This window comes from Alteromonas sp. CyTr2, from assembly GCF_947311905.1.
In the GTDB taxonomy this organism is placed as follows: Bacteria; Pseudomonadota; Gammaproteobacteria; order Enterobacterales; family Alteromonadaceae; genus Alteromonas; species Alteromonas macleodii.
Window position 1 is genome coordinate 13,241 of the sequence record NZ_CAMZMZ010000025.1, and the last position, 16,149, is coordinate 29,389.

17 protein-coding genes are annotated in these 16,149 nt (G+C 44.6%); 11 read left to right on the forward strand and 6 right to left on the reverse strand.

All coding sequences use genetic code 11. The annotated features are described in order from the left end of the window. The first annotated feature begins 106 nt into the window (after positions 1-106). Positions 107-1,390: a threonine synthase gene (gene thrC, locus QME20_RS13400; RefSeq protein ID WP_039218782.1), complete on the forward strand. Its 1,284-nt coding sequence runs from the start codon at positions 107-109 to the stop codon at positions 1,388-1,390. Continuing rightward, complete coding sequence (gene ung, locus QME20_RS13405) at positions 1,390-2,061, forward strand: uracil-DNA glycosylase (RefSeq protein WP_281716063.1); 672 nt, start codon at positions 1,390-1,392, stop codon at positions 2,059-2,061. The genes thrC and ung overlap by 1 nt, the downstream gene beginning before the upstream one ends. Before the next feature lie 75 nt (positions 2,062-2,136). On the opposite strand, the gene QME20_RS13410 is transcribed toward ung, so the two are convergent. The 3 genes from QME20_RS13410 to tal form a co-directional block, all read right to left on the reverse strand. Beyond that, on the reverse strand, positions 2,137-2,313 hold the full coding sequence (locus tag QME20_RS13410; protein ID WP_012519516.1) for a DUF3545 family protein: 177 nt from the start codon (positions 2,311-2,313) through the stop codon (positions 2,137-2,139). Positions 2,314-2,674: 361 nt separating this feature from the next. Beyond that, positions 2,675-4,324, reverse strand: a complete 1,650-nt coding sequence (pgi, locus tag QME20_RS13415; protein ID WP_281716064.1) for a glucose-6-phosphate isomerase — start codon at positions 4,322-4,324, stop codon at positions 2,675-2,677. A gap of 14 nt (positions 4,325-4,338) precedes the next feature. Then, the gene (gene tal, locus QME20_RS13420) at positions 4,339-5,298 is read right to left on the reverse strand and encodes a transaldolase (protein WP_039226298.1); all 960 of its coding nucleotides are present in this window, start codon (positions 5,296-5,298) and stop codon (positions 4,339-4,341) included. A 402-nt stretch (positions 5,299-5,700) separates the two neighbouring features. On the opposite strand from tal, the gene QME20_RS13425 reads away from it, so the two are divergent. From QME20_RS13425 to QME20_RS13435, 3 genes are read left to right on the forward strand one after another with little or no spacing between them, the layout of a single operon-like run. Beyond that, positions 5,701-5,925 carry a hypothetical protein gene (locus QME20_RS13425; RefSeq protein ID WP_139308981.1) on the forward strand — a complete coding sequence of 75 codons (225 nt, stop codon included), beginning with the start codon at positions 5,701-5,703 and terminating at the stop codon, positions 5,923-5,925. 15 nt (positions 5,926-5,940) lie between these two features. Next, the gene (gene yaaA / locus QME20_RS13430) at positions 5,941-6,717 is read left to right on the forward strand and encodes a peroxide stress protein YaaA (protein WP_014950481.1); all 777 of its coding nucleotides are present in this window, start codon (positions 5,941-5,943) and stop codon (positions 6,715-6,717) included. 44 nt (positions 6,718-6,761) lie between these two features. Continuing rightward, the gene (locus tag QME20_RS13435; protein WP_281716065.1) at positions 6,762-7,115 is read left to right on the forward strand and encodes an RNA-binding protein; all 354 of its coding nucleotides are present in this window, start codon (positions 6,762-6,764) and stop codon (positions 7,113-7,115) included. Positions 7,116-7,175: 60 nt separating this feature from the next. On the opposite strand, the gene QME20_RS13440 is transcribed toward QME20_RS13435, so the two are convergent. Continuing rightward, positions 7,176-8,435: an MFS transporter gene (locus tag QME20_RS13440; RefSeq protein WP_281716066.1), complete on the reverse strand. Its 1,260-nt coding sequence runs from the start codon at positions 8,433-8,435 to the stop codon at positions 7,176-7,178. Between the two features lie 663 nt (positions 8,436-9,098). Between QME20_RS13440 and QME20_RS13445 the strand changes: the two genes are divergently transcribed. From QME20_RS13445 to QME20_RS13455, 3 genes are read left to right on the forward strand one after another with little or no spacing between them, the layout of a single operon-like run. Next, positions 9,099-9,590: a helix-turn-helix transcriptional regulator gene (locus QME20_RS13445; protein WP_080589203.1), complete on the forward strand. Its 492-nt coding sequence runs from the start codon at positions 9,099-9,101 to the stop codon at positions 9,588-9,590. Next, a complete protein-coding gene (locus QME20_RS13450) occupies positions 9,587-10,309 on the forward strand; it encodes an AzlC family ABC transporter permease (protein WP_039226313.1) in 723 nt (240 codons plus the stop codon). Before QME20_RS13445 ends, QME20_RS13450 begins: the two co-directional genes overlap by 4 nt. Further along, positions 10,299-10,640, forward strand: coding sequence for an AzlD domain-containing protein (locus tag QME20_RS13455; RefSeq protein ID WP_014950476.1), 342 nt, complete (start codon positions 10,299-10,301; stop codon positions 10,638-10,640). Before QME20_RS13450 ends, QME20_RS13455 begins: the two co-directional genes overlap by 11 nt. Before the next feature lie 28 nt (positions 10,641-10,668). Here QME20_RS13455 and msrA read toward each other — a convergent pair whose 3' ends face one another. Beyond that, positions 10,669-11,280 carry a peptide-methionine (S)-S-oxide reductase MsrA gene (gene msrA, locus QME20_RS13460; RefSeq protein ID WP_049586029.1) on the reverse strand — a complete coding sequence of 204 codons (612 nt, stop codon included), beginning with the start codon at positions 11,278-11,280 and terminating at the stop codon, positions 10,669-10,671. A gap of 430 nt (positions 11,281-11,710) precedes the next feature. On the opposite strand from msrA, the gene QME20_RS13465 reads away from it, so the two are divergent. Next, complete coding sequence (locus tag QME20_RS13465; RefSeq protein WP_281716067.1) at positions 11,711-12,145, forward strand: OsmC family protein; 435 nt, start codon at positions 11,711-11,713, stop codon at positions 12,143-12,145. A 157-nt stretch (positions 12,146-12,302) separates the two neighbouring features. On the opposite strand, the gene sodC is transcribed toward QME20_RS13465, so the two are convergent. Next, positions 12,303-12,848 carry a superoxide dismutase family protein gene (gene sodC / locus QME20_RS13470; RefSeq protein ID WP_049586032.1) on the reverse strand — a complete coding sequence of 182 codons (546 nt, stop codon included), beginning with the start codon at positions 12,846-12,848 and terminating at the stop codon, positions 12,303-12,305. Between the two features lie 419 nt (positions 12,849-13,267). Here sodC and QME20_RS13475 point away from each other — a divergent pair, with 419 nt between their 5' ends. Together QME20_RS13475 and QME20_RS13480 are read left to right on the forward strand one after the other, a co-directional pair. After that, entirely contained in the window at positions 13,268-13,909 is a 642-nt protein-coding gene (locus QME20_RS13475; protein ID WP_281716068.1) for a glutathione S-transferase family protein, read from the forward strand. A 234-nt stretch (positions 13,910-14,143) separates the two neighbouring features. Next, positions 14,144-15,988, forward strand: coding sequence for a DUF885 domain-containing protein (locus QME20_RS13480; RefSeq protein WP_131138298.1), 1,845 nt, complete (start codon positions 14,144-14,146; stop codon positions 15,986-15,988). Positions 15,989-16,149: the final 161 nt, after the last annotated feature.

The window sequence follows — 16,149 nt, forward strand, 5'->3', positions numbered from 1 at the left end:
CTTAAAGTACATGGTTTCTTAAAGGCAGATGATTTCCTAAAAGCACAATAATTTTTTAAAAGATTAAAAGGGCAGAGTATTTGCCCACATAAAAAGGTAACAGCAAGTGGAATTGGTAAATTTAAAAGATTCATCGGACACAGCAAATTTTGCTGAAGCCGTTAAGCGGGGCTTAGGTAAAAACCAAGGGCTTTATTTTCCAGAGAATATTCCTACCCTAGACAATATTGACGAATTGTTGGAAAAGCCATTTGTAGAGCGCAGTATAGAAGTACTTCGCGCGCTTATTGGCGATGAGCTGAATAATGGCGAGCTAGAAGAAATTGTTCAGACCGCCTTTGCTTTTGGTGCACCAGTCGAGCAGGTCAACGATAATGTATACTGCTTAGAGCTTTTCCACGGCCCAACGCTTGCGTTTAAAGATTTTGGCGGCCGCTTTATGGCGCAAACTCTGTCGCGTATTAGTGAAGGGAAGCCAGTAACCATTCTAACAGCGACTTCAGGTGATACCGGCGCAGCGGTTGCACATGCATTTCACGGCATTGACAATATCAACGTGGTTATTTTGTTTCCAAAGGGCAAGATTAGCGCGCTGCAGGAAAAGCTATTCACTACGCTAGGCGGTAACATTCATACCGTTGCTGTTGAGTCAGACTTTGACGCATGCCAATCACTTGTAAAAACCGCGTTTGACGACCCTGACGTACGTGAAGGCCTTCATCTGAACTCAGCAAACTCAATCAACATCAGCCGTTTACTAGCGCAGGTTTGCTATTACTTTGAAGCAGTAAGTCAGCTGCCGAAAGAGAAACGAGACCAGCTTGTTATTTCAGTACCTAGCGGTAATTTTGGTAACCTTACGGCTGGCATGATTGCTAAATCATTAGGCTTACCAATTAAGCGTTTTATCGCTGCAACTAACCTAAACGATACCGTACCTCGCTACCTTAAAACCGGTGAGTGGGACCCTAAAGCGACGGTTGCAACCATGTCTAACGCTATGGATGTGAGTCAGCCAAATAACTGGCCGCGTATTGAGGCGCTTATCGAGCGTGGCTATATCGACAAAGCGTGTCTTAAAGGTGAGATGGTTGACGAAGAATATACGCAGCTTGCTATGCGTCAATTAGCGCAACAAGGCTATACCAGCGAGCCTCATGCCGCGATTGCCTATCGCGCGGTAAGTCACGACTTAGAAGACGGTGAAATAGGTTTGTTCTTAGGAACGGCCCATCCAGCTAAGTTCAGAGAAACGGTCGAAAACGTGCTAGGTAATCCAATCAGCTTGCCGAAAGCCTTGGCCGATGTAGCAGGCGAAGACAGCTTAGCGGTAGACTTGCCAGCGTCTTACGATGCACTTAAGCAGCATATGATGGATTTGCTTAAGTAATGACACCATCGGTTCCGACATGGCAAAGCGCGCTTAGTGATGAAAAGCAAAAAGACTATTTTGTCACGTTGCTTGAGCGCGTGAAGCACGCTCGTGAAGCGGGAACCGTTATCTACCCGCCTCAGTCTGACGTATTCAATGCGCTTAAATACACACCGCTAGACGAAGTAAAAGTCGTGATCTTAGGTCAAGATCCGTACCATGGTCCTAATCAAGCTCATGGACTTTGTTTTTCAGTAAAAGCTGGCATTAAAACACCGCCATCGCTTAAAAATATGTACAAAGAGCTGTTGTCTGACATTGATGGTTTCACCGAGCCTAATCACGGCACGCTGACGTCGTGGGCGGAGCAAGGGGTATTGCTACTTAATACTGTTCTTACGGTAGAGCAGGGCAAAGCACATAGCCACGCGAAATGGGGGTGGGAAACCTTCACTGATAAGGTTATCGATGTGGTCAATGAGCACTGCCAAAACGTTGTGTTTCTTCTGTGGGGTAGCCATGCGCAAAAGAAAGGTAAGCACATTAACCGTGAAAAACATCACGTTTTACATGCGCCTCATCCGTCGCCACTCTCAGCACACAGAGGCTTCTTAGGTTGTAAACATTTCAGTCAAACTAACGAATACCTTATTGCCAAGGGTAAACAACCCATCGATTGGCAGGTATAGCATTAGCTTTTAGACTAAGCATTTACAGCACGCTAGAAAGTAAAAAGGCCGCCTGTGTAACAGGCGGCCTTCGTTTTATCTTTCCAGTGTTTCTAGCTCGTACTCGAAACCACAGTCGAGTTCGGCCAGTTCTTTTTCTAATTTGTAGCGATCTTGTAGCGCTTCGATTTCTCTCCACTTACGTTTTTTGCTTTTGGTTTTTGCTGGGCTTGCTTCGATGTCTAGCATGGCAAATAGATCTGATTTATCCACTGGGATCTCCTTTTTATACCACTACAACTAATACAGAGTTTTTGTTTTTAATTCCCTCTGTACAATTTTGTATCACAGCAGCCACTAAAATAAAATAGTTTAATTTACCTTTTATTAACAAATTGTGACGATATGATGACAAGGGTAAGGAAAGTCCAGTGTGTGTGAAGCGTAAACAATAACTGTATGTATTTGATCCTATTTGTTTTATTAGTAACCAATTGTACAGTGTTACGGACATCAAAAATGTCTGTCGTATTGTCGATGAAAACCGCAACAAAAAACGGCTAGCTTCCGAAAAAGCTAGCCGTTCAGTTTGTTATTTGCACCAATTGGGTGATTTTAAATCACCTCGCATTCCTTATTTTGGTGCATTCGCTGCTCTAAATTTGGCAATCAATTGTTGTGTTGAAGCGTCGAAATTATCTTTGTCTGCCTCGCCTTGAATGCCTGCAAGTACTTGGTTTCCTAGTACTTTACCTAACTCTACGCCCCATTGGTCGAATGAGTTAAGGTTCCAGATAACACCCTGAACGAATACCTTATGTTCATACATTGCAACCAGCGCGCCAAGTGTTTTAGGCGTAAGGCTATCAAACAAGAAAGTATTGCTAGGCTTGTTGCCAGGCATGGTTTTATGAGCGGCCAAGCGTTTGCGTTCAGCGTCGTTTAGGCCTTTACCGTCAAGGTCTGCATAACACTCTTCAAAGGTTTTACCCTGCATTAGTGCCTGTGTTTGACCAAAACAGTTAGACGCAAGCATAGCGTGATGCGTGTCGTCCTGGTTAGGAACGTTAAGTGGCAACATGAAGTCTGCTGGGATAACGCCAGAACCTTGGTGAATAAGCTGATGGAAGCTATGCTGGCCGTTTGTACCTTCACTGCCCCAAATAATTGGGCCAGTAGGGTAATCTACGTGCTCACCTTCTTGCGTCACTTCTTTACCATTACTTTCCATATCTAACTGCTGTACGTAAGCTGGTAAGCCGCGAAGATAGTGATAGTAAGGTAATAAAACGTGTGATTGCGCGTCGAAGAAGTTTCTGTACCACACACCTAACAGTGCAAGTAGAACAGGCATGTTTTCTTCTAGCGGTGCGGTTGTGAAATGGGTGTCCATGTCAAACGCACCTTCAAGTAAGCCTTTGAAGTTTTCAAACCCAAGGGCTAGCGAGATAGGCAGGCCAATAGCAGACCACAGTGAGTAACGACCGCCTACCCAATCCCACATAGGGAAAATATTGTCGGCGCTAATACCAAACTCGGTGGCTGCTTTAACGTTTGAAGACACGGCTACAAAGTGTTTAGCAATATCTTCTTGTGTACCGCCAGACTTTAAGAACCAGTCTTTAGCCGTAAGTGTATTTTGAAGCGTCTCTTGGGTAGAGAACGACTTTGATGACATGACCACCAAAGTTTCTTCAAAATCTACGCTAGATAGCACATCGTGAATGTGGCAACCATCAACGTTGGCAACAAAGTGAACTTTCACTGCATCAACGGTATGCGGCTTAAGTGCCTCGGTCATAATCTTAGGACCAAGGAACGAACCACCAATACCAATTGCCACAATGTGCTTGATAGGCTTGCCGGTATAACCTTTGTGTTCACCGCTGTGAACCGATGCGGTAAACGCTTCAATTTTTGCAAGCGTAGCATGCACTTCAGGCATTACGTCTTCGCCATCTACCAGTACTTTACGGTCTGAGAAATTACGAAGTGCGGTGTGAAGCACAGCGCGACCTTCTGTTGAGTTAATCTGCTCACCAGAAAACATCGCGTCGCGAAGGGCTTCTAGTTTGCATGCTCGAGCAAGGTCAAAAAGCCCTTTAAGCGCCTCGTCGTTTACACGGTTTTTGGAGTAATCAAGAAAAATGCCGCAGGCTTCAAGCTGCATCTTATCTGCGCGATTTGCATCTTGTGCAAACCAGTCGCGCATGTGCGCATCTTTTACCGCTGAAGCAAATTCAGACAGTTTTTTCCATTCGGGAAGAGAAGTTAAAGCACTCATGGTTTCTATGGCCCTTACGCGCTTAGCTTTTCGCGAAGCATGGTTTCAAGTTTTTCCTGATCTGCGGCGAAGTTGCGAATGCCTTCAGATAGCTTTTCGGTTGCCATTGCATCTTCGTTCATTGCCCAGCGGAATTCGCTTTCTGTTAAGCGGTCACCTGGTGTTTTTGTAGCGCCATTGTCTTTAAGTTTAACCTCTAGATCGCCAGGCTCGTTTGCCAGTTCTTCTAGCAGTGCTGGGCTAATGGTTAGACGATCACAACCTGCCAACGCTTGAATTTCACCAATGTTACGGAAGCTTGCGCCCATCACTACGGTATTGTAGCCGTGGTCTTTGTAGTAGTTATAAATTTTAGTTACAGATACTACGCCTGGATCTTCATCTGGTGCGTAAGACTCAGTACCGGTCGCTTTTTTGTACCAGTCTAAAATGCGCCCTACGAATGGAGAGATAAGATAAACACCGGCCTCTGCACAAGCTTGTGCTTGGGCGAAGCTAAATAGAAGCGTTAAGTTACACTGAATGCCTTTCTTCTCTAGCTCTTCTGCTGCCTGAATACCTTCCCAAGTAGAGGCAATTTTAATAAGAATGCGTGACTTATCGATACCCGCGTCTTCATATAGCTGAACCAAACGTTCCGCTTTTTCGATAGTGGCGGCAGTGTCGAACGAAAGGCGTGCGTCTACTTCAGTTGAGATTCGGCCTGGAATAGTTGCAGAGATTTCTTTGCCAATGGCTACCGCTAGTTTGTCTGCTGCATCGGTAAGCTGCTGGTCAGCGTCGTTTGACTGAAGTTTTGCCCATGCTACAGCATCATCAATTAGGCTTGCATATTGAGGAAGACCAGCCGCTTTTAAAAGTAGCGACGGGTTAGTTGTGGCATCGACTGGTTGATACTTTTTAATGGCATCGATGTCGCCCGTGTCGGCAACAACGGTAGTGATATCACGTAATGAAGCTAACTGATTGCTCATAATTCTCTCTGTTCTTTATCAAAATAAATTTGGACAACTCGCTGGAAAAGCCAGTTGAATAAAACGGTTCGCTTGCGCGTGTGTAGGGCTTCGCGCTTGCGTTCTTTTTTACCAGTTCTTAGTTCTTTAATAAGTACTGGTACATGCAGCGCTTTGGTAATTGAGGTACGTTCACGGAGGGTGTATCTCAATTATTGTTTGAATAATTATTTGTAACGCTATTTATATCAAACCCGTGTGACAATTCATACATACAATAGCGACAAAATGGCTAATCGGATTTCTCTGTTAAGCCAATTTACGTCTTTCTTATGCCATTTTGCTTTTTGAAGCGTATCAGGTGGTACAATACCAGTGTAATACCATTCCGCATAGATCATTACCCACTCAGCGAGAGTTAAAATGCTCGTAATCGCGGCGTGTCACCGCAGGTATAGTGGTTCTACATTAAGGTGGCACAACAAAGAGTACGGGCATTTTAAACTCGCCCTTCGGGAAGGTCTGGCAAGCTTCCTAGCTTCATTCTGGGAATTTGAAAGGGAACAGCCATTCCTGCATTCCCACGCTTTGCTAGGAAACTTGCCAGAGCCTTCTGAGTCGGCAATGATCTATGCGGATTGGTATTAAACCTAAGGAGTCGAAATGTTAGTTGTAGTATCCCCAGCAAAAAATTTAGATTTTGAAAGCGAAATTCCTGTGAGCCAGTTCACTCAGCCTGCCATGCTTGAAGACACTGAACGTTTGATGGAAGTTTGCCGCACCTTATCGCCTGCTGACTTATCATCGCTGATGAAGATAAGCGACAAGTTAGCAACGTTGAACGCCAACCGTTTTGCTGAGTTTTCTACGCCATTTTCGCCCGATAATGCACGCCAAGCAATGTATGCGTTTAATGGTGATGTGTATACTGGGTTAGATGCTTACTCGCTTGATAGCGAAACGGTAGAATATGCGCAAAAACATCTTCGAATTTTGTCTGGCCTATACGGATTGCTTCGTCCTCTAGACTTAATGCAGGCCTATCGTTTAGAAATGGGTACTAAATTAGCAAACCCTGAAGGTAAAGACCTGTATGCGTTTTGGGATGATCGCATTACTTATGTGCTAAATAAGGCATTAGAAGCACAGGGTGACAATGTGTTGATCAACCTTGCTTCAAATGAGTACTTTAAAGCAGTGAAGAAAAAATCTTTAGATGGCATGATCATTACGCCAACATTTAAAGACTGCAAGAATGGTCAGTATAAAATTATCAGTTTCTTCGCGAAGAAAGCCCGTGGTTTAATGGCGCGTTATATTCTTGAAAACCGTGTAGAAGACGTAGAAGGTCTGAAAAACTTCGACGTAGATGGCTATGTGTTTAGCGAAGAACAAAGTTCATCAACGGAACTTGTGTTTCTGCGTAACCAAGAAAGTTAATAACACCCGTTCATCCATAATCACCTAAAAAGTAGGACATAAATTTGAGCATATTAGTTCGCAATTTACCTAAAACATTTACTCAGGAAAATCTTGAAGACTTGTTTTTCGAGTTTGGCAACATAGCGTCGTGCGACTTGGTGATGGATGAGGCTTCTGGCTTATCTAAGGGCTTTGGTTTCGTAGAAATGAGCACGCAAGAAGAAACCGATAAAGCCATTGAAAAACTTAACGCCAAAGTTATCGACGGTAAGAAAATTCGTGTTAAGTGGTCAAATCAAGAGAAGAAGCAGGCTGAAGCGATAGCTAGTGCGCCAGCGCCCAAAAGAGACATTCCCGAAGATGTATGGGGAAGTGCTTCTCGCAATAACTCTGATCTTGAAAACGACGCCGAGTAATACCGAGGGAATATAATTGACAAGCGCTGACAACGAAGGTTGTCAGCGCTCAACCTTCATTTAACCAGATACGGTTGCTGTTTGTACTTGAGTATTGCGAGCAGTCATAACAATGGCCAGCCACACCAGTACACCACCACCGGCAAGCGCTAGGCCTACCCAACCCGTTGATGTATAGCCATAACCCGCTGACAGTGTCATTCCTGCCAACCAAGGGCCAAGTGCATTAGCGGTGTTAAAAGCCGCATGGTTCATGGCACCGGCTAAAGTCTGAGCCTCGCCAGCGACATCCATAAGCCTTGTTTGCAGCGGCACCACCATGCCACCACCGATACCAATGAAAAACAGTGATGCTGCCATTAAGTATGGATTCCCCATCGACGCAGCGTAAGCTGCAGCTGATAGGCCCAGTAAAACCTGAAACGTAATCGCTGACGTCAGTAGCCTGCCTTCAGAATAGCGGCCTGCAATAATATTGCCCAAGGTTACGCCTATGCCATAGATAAGCAATGTGGCCGAGATTCCCCACTCAGGTGATGAGGTTGTATTGAGGTAAGAGGCGCTGAAATAAGAATAAACTGAGAACATACCACCAAAGCCAATAGCGCCCATAAGTAGTACCAGCAGCACGTCTTTGTTTTTTAGCGCTTTAAGCTCGGTTAGCGGTTTGGCATCTGGATTAGGGCCGCGGTACGGTGCGGTTTTCCAAACCATTAATGCAGTAACTAACGCAAAGGCTGAAATAATAAAGAAGCCAGTTCGCCATCCGAACATTTGCCCAATACCACTAATTGACGGCACACCAATAATATTGGCAATAGCCAAGCCTAAAATGACGTTACTGACCGCTTGCGCCCGTTTATTTTTACCGGCAATGTCTGCAGCAAAGAGCATGGCAATGCCGAAGTAAGCGCCATGAGGAAGGCCAGCAATAAAACGCGCTATATTCATTGTCCATTCTGACCACGCTAGTGCTGTTAGCAAGTTTCCGCCAGCATAAAATACCATCATTGAAATAAGCATGGTGCGTCTTGCAAGCCTGGAAAAAAAGATAGTGATAAGCGGCGCGCCCACTACAACACCAATGGCATAAGCACTAATCGCGTGACCTGCAACCTTTTCTGAGATGCCAAAATCTTCAGCGAAGTAAGGTAATAAACCCATTGCAGCAAACTCGCTACAACCAATTACAAAGGTACCGAAAGCCAGCCAAAATGTAATGGTGGCCAGTGAGTATTCACCGAACGCTGAGGGCTGCTCTGAAGAGGCCTGCTTTGAAGAGGCTTGGTCAGAAAGAATCTTGTCAGTTTGATTCGTCATAAACGTCCTTTTGTTCATTGAGTTCAACCATGTACTTAGTGGCTGTTTTAGCGAGGGGCTGTTGAGCTTTGCTGTGCATTTTTACAATGTCTGTGTGTCATCAAAGATAAAAGACACTCAGCAGACTAGCGCTTTGATGAAACGCAAAAACCGGCTCAACGGAATGTTTGCCGGTTCTCTTCGAATAGTCGCCCTTATCATCGATAATATTTAGCAACCGTCGGTAATATTTAGCAATGATCAACGGCCCACAGGTTCGTGCTTTTCGTATTCGTTTAATGCAAAAGATCGTAGCATCGCTCAGATAGCAAGTAACGGTAACTGATAAGGTTTCTTAATCAATTCAGCGATTTAAATGTAGTGCATTTGTTAATAAATTACGTCGGACCTTTTGCGTTAGAAAGTCGAATGGGCGTTTATAAAAAGCGAAGGTGACTGTTTTCTGTGCACAAATATTGGTTACCTTTTAGTTCATCACTTTGTCATCTTTTAACATTTGTCACGTTTTCCAATCGTGGCGTGAGCACAACGCCGTATCCATACCCCCATTGAAAACAAACTTCTTGACTTTGAAGTGTTCTATATATAGAACGTTCTTTAAATGGAACATCATTAAGTTGGTAAGGTGTGAATCAATCAACGCTCAACATCCTCGGAAGGCATTTGCAGAAACTCAGGCAAGACAAAGGTGTCTCGCTGTCGCAATTGGCAGCAGGGGCAGGTATCGCTAAATCTAACCTTTCAAGATTAGAGCAGGGCAACGGCAACCCGACGCTAGACACCATTTGGCGGTTAGCTAAACAACTAGACGTTCCGTTCGGTCAGCTAGTTCAGCCTCTTAGCGCAAGCGTTGGAGAAAAGGGCGTAGAAGTTCGTTTAATTGAGCAAGGACAAGGTATCCCGAACGTTGATGCTTATTGGATGTCGGTTGCACCCAATACTTTTCGAGAGGCAGAAGCTCACGCCACAGGAACAGAAGAAACGATTACCGTTGTTAGCGGCTCTCTAGAAGCTGGGAATAGTGGAAATACTCAATGGCTGCATCCGGGTCAAAGTTTAGCATTTAACGCTGATTTGCCCCACGTATACAAAACGGGAGACGAGTGGGCGACATGTCTTATCACAATCGTTTATCACAAAGAGGCAAAGGAATGAGCCAACTTTCATCAAAAAGTGGACTTAAGCAAGGGGTTATTGACGGGTTACCTTTGTTAGGTGGTTACATTCCTGTAGCCATTTCATTTGGCGTGATCGCAGTTCAAGCCGGTTTTTCTACGCTGGAAGCCACGCTAATTTCCGTATTCATTTACGCAGGCGCGTCGCAGTTTCTTTTGGTAGCCATGGTGGCATCAGGTGCGCCACTTTGGCTAGCGGTTTGTATGACGTTATTAGTTAATGTACGTCATGTGGTTTATGCGCCCAACTTGGTGCCTTATTTACCGCAAAGTAAAGCTTGGCCCTATTTAATGCACGGCCTTACTGACCAGATTTTTGCGCTAGCCCATACTCGCTTGCCGTTAATGGACGATGCTAAAAAGGTAGATTGGTTTAAAGGTGTATCGATGGTGGCGTGGCTTAGTTGGATCGTAGGGACGGCGCTTGGCGGTATCGCAGGAGACTCCCTTACCCAACAATGGCCAATATTAGACAGCGTGATGCCCTTTGCCTTACCTGCACTTTTCCTTGTGCTACTCGCGCCTAAATTCTCAAGTAAATTATGGAGCGCTACCTTGTTCGTTACAATGACGGCGGCTCTCTTCTTGGCTCTCAGCGCCTTTAAAAACGCTGCAATTCCACTGGCAGCACTATGCGGTGCGATAACCTTTTATCTTCTCACCTCGCACGTTGAAAGGAAGCAATCTCATGCACGTTGATATTTGGATAGCTATTGTTGTAGCGGCCATCGGAACATATGCATTGCGCGTAGTACCGTTGCTGTGGACTCAGCGTCACTTTAATAAACACAAGGCCAATAACACTGAGGCGCGTTTACCTACGTGGCTAAGCGTGTTAGGGCCGTTAATGATTGCCGCTATGCTAGGAGCGTCACTTATTCCAAAAGCACCGTCAGCGGCGAGTTGGATTGCAACCGCAATAGGCACTGTTGTCACTGTGCTTGTTTGGCGCAAATTCAAAAGCTTAGGGCTGCCAGTGTTTTGCGGCGTGCTTTCTTTTGGTGTGGCTTTTGGTATCGCTTTGGTTTAGCGTTGGGCGTAGATGTTAAGTTGCTGGGCTAAGACTTATTCTTACCCAAGGCTTTCTCGCCCCAAATTTCTTCCAAGCGCTGGTCACGCCCACAGTTCCATCGGTAGAACTTATAGCGAACGGGACTTTTTTTATAAAAATCTTGATGGCCAATTTCGTCGCCTTTTATCGGATAAAAGGTAGAAGCATCGAGTATGGGCGTTACCACCTTTTTATTGGGAAATTGGGCTACCACGTCAGCTTTTGTTTTTTCTGCTATAGCACGTTCTTTATCGTTTGCTACAAAGATGGCGCTTAAGTAACTGGGTCCCTTATCACAAAACTGACCTCGGTCATCGAAAGGGTCAATGTTCACCCAAAAATGATCGAGAATATCATTATAAGAAAGCATATCGCCGTCGTAGGTGATCTTTACCGCCTCAAAGTGTCCCTTGTGATTGCCATTATAAGTCGGATTTGGCGCGCTTCCGCCAGTGAACCCCGACACCACATCAGTAACCCCGTCTAGCTTTTCAAAATCAGACTCCATGCACCAAAAGCAGCCCCCAGCTAGAATGGCCTCGTCGGCACTTGTTGATGGCGTAAAAAACGAAGCGCTCAACGCTGTGCTAATAAAAACTGCAGAAAGTGTTAATTTCATCATTCACCTTTTATGTGTTGGTTTAACGTTGTAGCGACCTTCGCGTTTAATTCGTCAGACCCCAGTTTGCGAAGATATACGGTTAACAAATAAAGAACGGTTTCAGCTGAAATTAATTTCATCGCGGTGCAGCGAGTTAATTCCATTTTTGTTTTACAAGCGTACATTTTTTCTAAGCGCACATTGCGAAGCTTGAGGCTTTGCGCGAAAGCATAGGTACTGAAAAAGACTAAAAGGATGTAAGTAAAATTTTCATCTCACTCTGTAGTCTTCTTTCAAAAAGGGAACTGTCTCTGATTCCACCATTTACAAGATGAGGCTGTAAAGCCGCTATGACAAGGAATAGAGCGATTTCTTATGATCGGCAGAGCACTTGCATCTTATCCAACTACATGAAAATCAGTTTAGTTAAAATGAAAGGAAAGATGATATGTCGATAGTCAAATCAGGTAGTGCAGTTTACAAGCCGCTAGGTAAAAAGGGAAAGGGGAGCATTTCTACACAAACCGGTGCTTTATCGAACCAGCCTTATGGTTTTAACACGCGGTTTGAAAATGGAAAGGGAACCAACCCCGAGGAATTAATTGGTGCGGCGCATGCGAGTTGCTTCACCATGGCACTTTCTTTTGCGCTTTCAGACGCGGGATACGATAACGGCGAGTTAAATACCACTGCAAAAATCAGTTTAGAGAAAAACGATGACGGCTTTGAAATAACTCAATCGGCACTAAGCTTAGATGCTGAGGTTGAAGGGATTACCGAAGATGAGTTTGAGAAAATTGCACAGGAAGCAAAAGAAAATTGCCCTGTATCTCAACTTCTTAATGCCAACATCACATTGGAATACCGATTGAATATCGAATAAGGGACAAAGGTTATTACTATCCTTATCGAAAGATAGGACTCGCTTTGTTAGACAAGACCAGGCAAGTTGTTTTTATCAAGTGAACTATAAAAAAGCGGCTTTTGAAGCCGCTTTTCTGTATAAGATCGTTGATTTTATAACATGAGGTAGCGTTAGTTTATTTCCCAATTACGCCACATGCTACGCGGTCACCACCGCCACCTAACTTTTTAGGTGAATCAGAGTAATTGTCGCCACCTGCGTGAATCATTAAAGCGCGGCCTTCAATATCATCTAACTCAAGCTCTGGTGCAAAGATAGGCTGGGTTGCGTTTCCATTTTCATCAACATAAAGCACGGGTAGATCACCCTCGTGACCCTTTTCAGACCAAGGAGCACGGTGTTTACCGGTATCTTCTGGATCGAAATGGCCGCCCGCTGCGCCGCCTAACACTTTTTGCCCATCTTTCATTGAGGGTGAACAGTCACCATTTTGATGAACATGAAAACCATGAATGCCCGGGGTTAACCCTGACAGGTTTGGCGTAAATACTACACCGTCATCATCATAACTGCTCACCACTACTGAGCCCATGCTCATCCCTGTTTCCAGGTTATTCATTATCACTTCTTTTCCATCACTATCATGATGACCTGCGAAACTGCTCGCACTTAACATTAATGTCAGTGAACCTGCTAAGGTAGATAGTAAACGTTTCTTCATCGTGTTCTCCTTCACTCAATTATTAACGAATTTGTTAAAAGCATTGAAGTGAGATGAGCATAAAGTGAACCATTGTGGCGCATAACTCAGGGATACTACGCAAGACTAGGAATACTAGGGCGGTGAAGCGACAACCGAGTTGTGTGTTAGCGCATAGCTACTGGCATTTACGGAAATCATTATATTGGTTACGTGAAAAAGTTACCGACCATTACCTTATCTTTTTGGCTTTTCCTTATTATTTTCACTCTTTTTGAAGGTAGCCTCTTTATATGGTCTTTGGATATGGAGCCTCTCCATAAGTAGGCGGTACTGTCATACAGAAGTTACAGTGTTAAAACTCAGTAACAATATGGCAGTAGCACTTTTTTCCTATTCGACTTACAGTTAGCTCACATTACATAAGCAAGGGCATAGGTATGTATACACTTTACGGATATCCGAAAACTCGCTCGGTTCGCGTGGCATGGGCACTGGAAGAGCTAGGTTTACCTTTTGAGTACAGCTTAGTTGACTTAAAACAAGGGCAACACCTGTCAGAAGAATATAAAGCCATCAGTCCTGCCTCTAAAATCCCAGCGCTTTCGACGCCAGAAGGTACCTTGACGGAATCGGCGGCTATCGTCACTTTTTTAGCTGAACGTCACGGCTTGCATGAATTCATTCCAGAGCCTGGTAGCTTCGAGCGAGCCAAATATGAAGAAATGATGCTGTTCCTTACCAATGAGTTAGAGCAACCGATTTGGAATTTAGCAAAGCACACCTTTGCGTTGCCTAGAGAGCAAAGACTTGAACAAATGCGTGATGTAGCGGTGTGGGAGTTCAAGCGCGTGTTGCCCGTATTTTCTTCTATGCTGGGCGATAAAGAATTTGTATGCGGCACCATGTTTACCATGGCCGACATAATAGCCGGTCATATTTTGGCGTGGGCAAAAGGCAGCAAGCTAGATATCACGCTAGACGGTAAAACAGACAATGTAGCCGCGTACGCACAACGTGTATTAGGCCGTGATGCGTATGAGAGGGCGTGGCGAAAAGAGATGGATCATTTGCCTGAATAAATGGTGCAGCCCGAAAAACCTTACATGAATAGATACCATGTGAACCTGTGACTTATTAAGTAAACGCTGAATTGTATTGTATCGGCGGTATGCCTGATATCGGCGTCAGGTACGCATTATTAGGGTTAAATGCGCTTATCACGCGGTATATAGAATCAAGAAAACACATAACGACAGCGCTTTTTTTGCGAAATATACGCAAAAACAGAGAAGAAATAACAAGGGAACAAAAAAATGAAAGCATTCAAAACACTACTTGTAAGTAGTGCAGTAACCATGGCACTGGGCCTTAGCTCAGCAGTGGCACATGAACACGGCAACGCAAATGTGCAGAGTTCATCAAAAAGTACTTCAGTGTCAAAAGAAGCGTCTGAGCACGAGAAACTTTTTGCGTTATTTGCAGCCGCTGACCAGCGTGATATTGAGCTAAACCCAATCATGGCCATTTTTCGCGGCGACATGCGTTACGCGGACAGAATGGGCGACTTCTTAACAGACTCTCACGCTTTAGCGGGAAAAACAGCGACATTGCTAAACTTGTCAGAGCTTAAACAAATTGACCGCAGTAAGTTAAGCGACACCGATAAACTCGCCTACGACGTATTTAAATACAACGAAGAGCGCTCGCTAAAAATGTCTACCGACGAGATTGAAGCGCTAACGGAAGTGCGTCCTGTTAATCACTTCAGTGGGTTCCACACCTTCTACCCGACCTTCGCGAGCGGAAAGGGCGCAGCGCCATTTAAAACAGTAGAAGATTACGAAAATAACTTATCTCGCCATAAGGATTACATTGCTATTTCTGACCGCGCTATCGGAAAGTTCCGCGAGGGCATGGAAAGCGGTGTTCTTGAAACTAAGCTGACAATCGATCGCGTGATCAAGCAGTTCGATACTCAGCTGGCTATCCCAATTAAAGAGTCACAGTTTTGGGGGCCAATTACTATGTTCCCAGAAAGTTTCTCTGACGAAGAAAAAGCCCGTTTAACCGCTGACTACGAGAAAGCGACGCAAGAGATTTACGATGCAACCACGCGTATGCGCGACTTCCTTCGCGATGAGTATTTGCCTATTGCACGTGAAAGCATTGGCCTTAGCGATATGAAAGGTGGTGCAAAGCTTTATCAATTGATGGTGGAAGGTTCAACGACACTACCAATGACGCCTGATGAACTGCATAACCTTGGTTTAAAAGAAGTTAAGCGTATCAAAAATGACATGCTTGAAATTAAGGACGAAGTGAAGTTTGAAGGGACATTAAACGAATTCTTCGACTATGTACGTACCGATCCTAAGTTCAAGCCTGAAAGCCGTGAAGCGCTCACACAGAGCTATTATGATATTGGACGTGAAGTTGATGAGAAAATTGATCAGTACTTTTCGCTATTGCCGAAGTCTGAGTTAGAAATAAAACCCTACGACCCTGCTATCGAGCAATTTAGTGCGGGTGGATCATATCAGCCGGGCACGCCAGATGGCTCTCGTCCAGGTACTTTCTACTTTAATGCCTACGATTTGCCTAGCCGTTTAACCACTGGAAACGTCACCTTGTACCTACACGAAGGCGCTCCAGGTCACCATTTCCAAGTGAGTCTAGCGCAAGAAAATGAAGCGCTACCTTCATTCATGCGCTTTAGCTTCCTACCAGCCTTCGGTGAAGGTTGGGCGCTGTATTCTGAAACGCTAGGGTATGAAATGGGGTTCTTTGACGATCCATGGAATCGTTATGGCACGCTTCAAGATGAGCAGTTGCGCGCCATGCGTTTGGTGGTAGACACAGGTATTCACGCGAAAGGTTGGACCCGCGAACAAGCCATCGACTTTATGCTTGATAACTCAGGCATGACCCGCACAGAAGTTGTAGCCGAGGTAGAGCGTTATATTGCGATCCCGTCGCAAGCGCTATCTTACAAAGTGGGCGCGCTTAAAATTCAAGAATTACGCGCGCGCGCAGAGAAGGCATTAGGTGATGATTTCGATATCCGAGAGTTCCACGCACAAGTGTTAAACACGGGCGGCATTCCACTTGCTATTCTTGAGCAGAAAATTGATCGCTGGATCGCTAGTCAAAAAAGTTAAGGAATAATATTTTTATTTAAACTTTTTACAGCGCAATCAGCGTTAGGTTAAGAGCAGTAAGACGCCGATATTTGACGTAAAGCCAGTAATATTCAGTATTACTGGCTTTTTTCTTTTTGCGACTAATGGCAGTGATATTGTTCAAAAGCTTCACTAGAGTA

What these genes read in the sequence shown, in the direction of transcription:
- sodC (WP_049586032.1), bottom strand. Translation starts at nt 12,848, where the DNA reads ATGAAGAAACGTTTACTATCTACCTTAGCAGGTTCACTGACATTAATG.
- QME20_RS13475 (WP_281716068.1), top strand. Translation starts at nt 13,268, where the DNA reads ATGTATACACTTTACGGATATCCGAAAACTCGCTCGGTTCGCGTGGCA.
- tal (WP_039226298.1), bottom strand. Translation starts at nt 5,298, where the DNA reads ATGAGCAATCAGTTAGCTTCATTACGTGATATCACTACCGTTGTTGCC.
- pgi (WP_281716064.1), bottom strand. Translation starts at nt 4,324, where the DNA reads ATGAGTGCTTTAACTTCTCTTCCCGAATGGAAAAAACTGTCTGAATTT.
- QME20_RS13455 (WP_014950476.1), top strand. Translation starts at nt 10,299, where the DNA reads ATGCACGTTGATATTTGGATAGCTATTGTTGTAGCGGCCATCGGAACA.
- QME20_RS13465 (WP_281716067.1), top strand. Translation starts at nt 11,711, where the DNA reads ATGTCGATAGTCAAATCAGGTAGTGCAGTTTACAAGCCGCTAGGTAAA.
- yaaA (WP_014950481.1), top strand. Translation starts at nt 5,941, where the DNA reads ATGTTAGTTGTAGTATCCCCAGCAAAAAATTTAGATTTTGAAAGCGAA.
- QME20_RS13480 (WP_131138298.1), top strand. Translation starts at nt 14,144, where the DNA reads ATGAAAGCATTCAAAACACTACTTGTAAGTAGTGCAGTAACCATGGCA.
- ung (WP_281716063.1), top strand. Translation starts at nt 1,390, where the DNA reads ATGACACCATCGGTTCCGACATGGCAAAGCGCGCTTAGTGATGAAAAG.
- msrA (WP_049586029.1), bottom strand. Translation starts at nt 11,280, where the DNA reads ATGAAATTAACACTTTCTGCAGTTTTTATTAGCACAGCGTTGAGCGCT.
- QME20_RS13425 (WP_139308981.1), top strand. Translation starts at nt 5,701, where the DNA reads ATGCTCGTAATCGCGGCGTGTCACCGCAGGTATAGTGGTTCTACATTA.
- QME20_RS13450 (WP_039226313.1), top strand. Translation starts at nt 9,587, where the DNA reads ATGAGCCAACTTTCATCAAAAAGTGGACTTAAGCAAGGGGTTATTGAC.
- QME20_RS13440 (WP_281716066.1), bottom strand. Translation starts at nt 8,435, where the DNA reads ATGACGAATCAAACTGACAAGATTCTTTCTGACCAAGCCTCTTCAAAG.